General features: G+C 63.4%; 5 protein-coding genes. All 5 read left to right on the top strand.

Annotated features, from left to right (window positions below):
• A partial coding sequence (locus tag A3730_RS16365; RefSeq protein WP_156501226.1) for a PhnD/SsuA/transferrin family substrate-binding protein occupies positions 1-226 on the top strand: 226 nt, incomplete at its 5' end.
• Between the two features lie 22 nt (positions 227-248).
• Entirely contained in the window at positions 249-905 is a 657-nt protein-coding gene (locus tag A3730_RS16360; protein ID WP_063519692.1) for an ATP-binding cassette domain-containing protein, read from the top strand.
• Between the two features lie 16 nt (positions 906-921).
• Positions 922-2,442, top strand: coding sequence for an ABC transporter permease (locus A3730_RS16355; protein WP_082872423.1), 1,521 nt, complete (start codon positions 922-924; stop codon positions 2,440-2,442).
• A gap of 36 nt (positions 2,443-2,478) precedes the next feature.
• Positions 2,479-3,252 carry a PhzF family phenazine biosynthesis protein gene (locus A3730_RS16350; protein WP_063519693.1) on the top strand — a complete coding sequence of 258 codons (774 nt, stop codon included), beginning with the start codon at positions 2,479-2,481 and terminating at the stop codon, positions 3,250-3,252.
• A gap of 10 nt (positions 3,253-3,262) precedes the next feature.
• Positions 3,263-4,489 (top strand): FAD-dependent oxidoreductase (locus A3730_RS16345; RefSeq protein ID WP_197477499.1); only part of this gene is annotated, 1,227 nt, incomplete at its 3' end.

Here is a 4,489-nt window from a genome sequence, read left to right as displayed (position 1 = left end):
TGTGATCTGGGAAACCCCCACCTACCCGGACTACCACTGGACCGTTCGCGGCGATCTGAATGAGCGCTTCGGCGAAGGCTTCAGCCAGCGCGTTACTGAAACCCTGCTGTCCATCGACGATCCGGCACTGCTGCAGGCTTTCCCCCGGGAAAAATTTATTCCGGCCTCCAATGCGGACTATGCCCCCATCGAGGACACCGCCAGCGCCATCGGCCTGCTGGACTAACGGCCACAGGCTAAATTCCGGCGTGTTTGATTTTCAGCAGGCCCGGCTGGGCCATGGCGATCAGGTTGTCTTCGACAGCCTGACACTGACCATTGAGCAGGGCGAGAAAGTTGCCCTGCTCGGCCCTTCCGGTGCTGGCAAGTCCACCCTTCTCGATGCCCTGCGCAGCCAACAGGAAAGTATCTGTGCCTGGTGCCCCCAGACGGGCGCCCTGGTCCCCATGCTGAGCGTGTTCCACAACATCTACATGGGCGCCCTGGCGCGCAACCGCACCCTCACCAACCTGCGCAACCTGATAGCCCCCAGTCGACACGAGCGTGAACAGGTGGGCGCGCTGGCCACCGACCTGTCGCTTCACGACAAGTTGTTCACCAGTGTCGACCAACTCTCCGGCGGCCAGGCGCAACGCACCGCGCTGGGCCGGGCCCTCTACACCCAACGCCCGGTTCTGCTCGCCGACGAGCCGGTCTCCAGCCTGGACGAACATCAGGGCCTGGCTCTGCTCACCCTGTCACTGGCTCGCCACCGCAGTGCCGTGATTGCCCTGCACGACCGGGCGTTGGCACTGGCCTGCAGCGATCGGATCATCGGCCTGAACCAGGGCCAAATCGTCCTCGACGCCGCCACCCGGTCGCTGTCACTCAGCGATCTGGATGCCTTGTATCAGGACGATGCGTAGCAGTGAACGCCCTACCATGTCTCCCGCCTGCCCGCCGCTGAACACCACGGCCAGTCGCTGGCGGCGCACCACCGGTGGTCTTGCCCTGGCCGGGCTGGTGGCACTGTTGCTGGCCGACCTGGAAATCGCCCGTTCCAGCCCTGGCCATGAACTGCTGCGCATGGCCAGGGGGTTTATGGCCCCGGACTTTTTTGCCACCGAACAGCTGGGCCAGGCGTTGGCCAATACCCTGGCCTTTGCCTGGCAGGGCACCGCGCTGGCCGCCCTGTTCGGTTTTGTGATGGCAATCGGCTGGTCGTCACGGGCGGTACGCGGTTTCGCCGCCAGCATCCGCGCCGTCCATGAGCTGTTCTGGGGCCTGCTGCTATTACAGGTTGCCGGCCTGAGCACGCTCACCGGGGTACTGGCCATCGCCATTCCCTATGCGGGTATCTTTGCCAAGGTATTCGGCGAATTTCTCGAAGAATCAGACCCGGCTCCTTCCCATGCACTGCCCGCCAGCACCTCCGCCGTCAGCCGCTTTTTCTTCGCCCGCCTGCCGCTGGTCTGGCAGGCCTTTAAAGCCTACGGCAGCTACCGGCTGGAATGCGCCCTGCGCGCCTCCGCCATTCTCGGCTTTATCGGTTTGCCCACCCTGGGCTTTCATCTGGAAACCGCTTTTCGTGAAGGGGTCTACGATCAGGGCGCAGCTTTGCTGTACCTGTTTTTTGCGCTGATTTTCACCCTGCGCTGGTGGCTGCGCCCGGCCCTGATCCCCCTGTATTTGATCGCCGCCGTGGTGTGGGCGCCACCGGTTTTTACCGGCAACCTGTCCACCCTGGTGCGTTTTGTCACCGTGGATCTGGTGCCTGCTCCCCTGCGCCACGGCGGTGGCCTGCTGGAACTGTGGCAATGGTTCGCCATGCTCTGGCAGCAACAGCTGTGGCCCGGCCTGTGGCAAACCAGCGTATTGGGGCTGGCCGCGCTACTGCTCACCGGCATACTGGCACTGGTATTGTTTCCCCTCACCTCACCGTTATTCGGTAACCGGGTCAGCCGTACGCTGGGCCATGGTCTGCTGGTGGTGCTGCGCACCACGCCGGAGTTTTTCCTCGCCTTCTTTTTCCTGATCCTGCTCGGCCCCTCCATGTTGCCCGGCATTTTTGCGCTTGCCCTGCATACCGGCGCCATCGTCGCCCACCTGACGGGCCGCTTCAGTGAGACCCTGCGCCTGCGGGCGGACGCGCCCAGCGGGATCAACCGCTACGCCTGGGAGGTCTTGCCGCGCATCAGCCCCAACCTGCTCGCTTTCCTGCTCTATCGCTGGGAGGTAATCATGCGCGAAACGGCGGTGCTGGGGATTCTTGGCATTCACACCCTGGGTTTCTATATTGATTCCAGTGTGGCGGAATTCCGCTTTGACCGAACCGCACTGTTGATCCTGGCCACGGTGTTGCTCAATCTGGGCGTGGACGCCCTGTCGCGTACGATACGACGGCATCTGAGATTGCAGCCCGGCAAAGGTACCCCCGCACACAAAGCCCCGGCCAGCAGCTGACCGGCATACCGGGAACACGCAGACACGAGTCGCACTATGAAACTGTACCAAGTGGACGCCTTTACCAATGCCCTGTTTGCCGGCAACCCGGCCGCCGTGGTGCCGCTGACGCACTGGCTGGACGACGCCCTGCTGCAAAATATCGCACTGGAAAACAATCTTTCGGAAACCGCCTTTCTGGTGCCCGACGATCAAGGCTATGCGTTGCGCTGGTTTACCCCTCAGGTGGAAGTCGACCTGTGTGGTCACGCGACACTGGCCGCCGCCTGGGTGGTGTTCAATGCGCTGGGCTTTCCCGGTGAACGTGTGCGCTTTTCTACCGCCTCCGGCCCCTTGTTCGTGACCCGCAGCGGGCAGACGTTAAGCCTGGATTTTCCGTCACGGCCGGCCCACGCGCTCACCGACATCACCCCGTTTTCCCGGGCGCTGGATGTGCCCATCCGCGAAGTGCTGCAAGCCCGGGACACCCTGATCATCGTGGACAACGCCGATCAGGTACGCAATTTCCAACCCGACTTCACCGCCATCGCGGCGCTGGATACCTTCGCGGTAATGATTTCCGCTCCCGGCGACGACTGTGATTTTGTCAGCCGTTTTTTTGCCCCGGCCAAAGGCGTTCCGGAAGACCCGGTCACCGGCTCGGCCCATTGCACCCTGGTGCCCTACTGGGCAGAAAAACTCGGCAAAAACACCCTCCATGCCCGCCAGCTCTCTGCCCGTGGCGGTGAGCTGCACTGCCAGCTGAAAGGCGACCGCGTCACCCTCAGCGGCAGCGCCCGCTGCTACCTGCAAGGCGACCTGCAACTGTGATGATGCCACTGTGATAAGCCCCTCCGCCCAATACGATCTGGTCTTTGTCGGCGCCGGCCACAGCCACGCGCTGGCCCTGCGCATGCTGGCCATGAAACCGATTCCCGGCGTACGCCTGACTATGGTGTCTCCGGACAGCCTGAGCGCCTATTCCGGCATGTTGCCGGGGCTGATCGCCGGACACTACACGCTGGATGACACCCATGTGGATGTGTACCGGTTATGCCAGGCCAGCGGCTGCCGGTTTGTTCAGGCCAGCGTCACACAGCTTGATCCAAAGAAACGGCAATTACAGCTCAGCGATGGCAGCCAGCTGGCCTACGACTGGCTGAGCCTGGACGTGGGCGCCACGCCGGATCTCTCGCCCATCGGCAACGGTCACGCCAGCGTTGTGCCGGTCAAACCGGTGGCCAGCTTTTATACCCGCTGGCAACAACTCTGCCGCGACGCCGGCGGGCAAACGCCCTCACTGGCGGTGGTCGGCGCCGGTGCCGGCGGTACCGAAATGGCCCTGGCCATGGCCCACCATTTTCAGAACCGCCAGCAAGCGGCAGAGATTGAACTGATCACCGGTGGTGATTTGTTACCCGGCTTTCCCGCCAGCGTGCGCGCGAAAATGCGCCAACGGCTGCAAGCCCATAACGTCACCCTGCATACCCACAGTCGCGTTCACGGTGATGCGCAACAGCAACTACATAGGGGGGATCAGCCGCTAACCGCCCAATGGGTGCTCTGGTGCACGGGAGTGCGTGGCCTGGCGATACTGGAAGACAGCGGGCTGGAGTGCGACGAACGGGGTTTTGTACGCGTCACGGAAAGCCTGCAAACGCTCTCCGATACACGCATTTTTGCCGCCGGTGACTGCGCCGCCTTCCCCATACCCCTGCCCAAGGCCGGGGTCTATGCGGTTCGTCAGGCGCGCACCCTGGCCGACAACCTGCGCGCGGCCATTCAAGGGCAACCGCTGGCTGCCTATCGCCCGCAATCCCGATTCCTGTCGCTGCTGTCCGCCGGCGGCAAAGACGCCATTGCCAGCCGGGGAGGCAACCTGTCCCTGGCCGGGCATTGGGTATGGCGCTGGAAAGACCATATCGACCGGGCCTTCATGGCCAAGTTCGATCGGCAGCTACCCGCCATGTCCACCGCCCCCGCCGACCCGGACGCCCTGCACTGCGCCGGCTGCGGCGCCAAGGTCGGCAGCGACGCCCTGCATGAAGCACTGGCTGAACTTCAGCCA

The organism is Alcanivorax sp. HI0044, assembly GCF_001634945.1.
The sequence above is the reverse complement of the archived record's forward strand: the minus strand, read 5'-3'. Positions and strand labels throughout refer to the sequence as shown.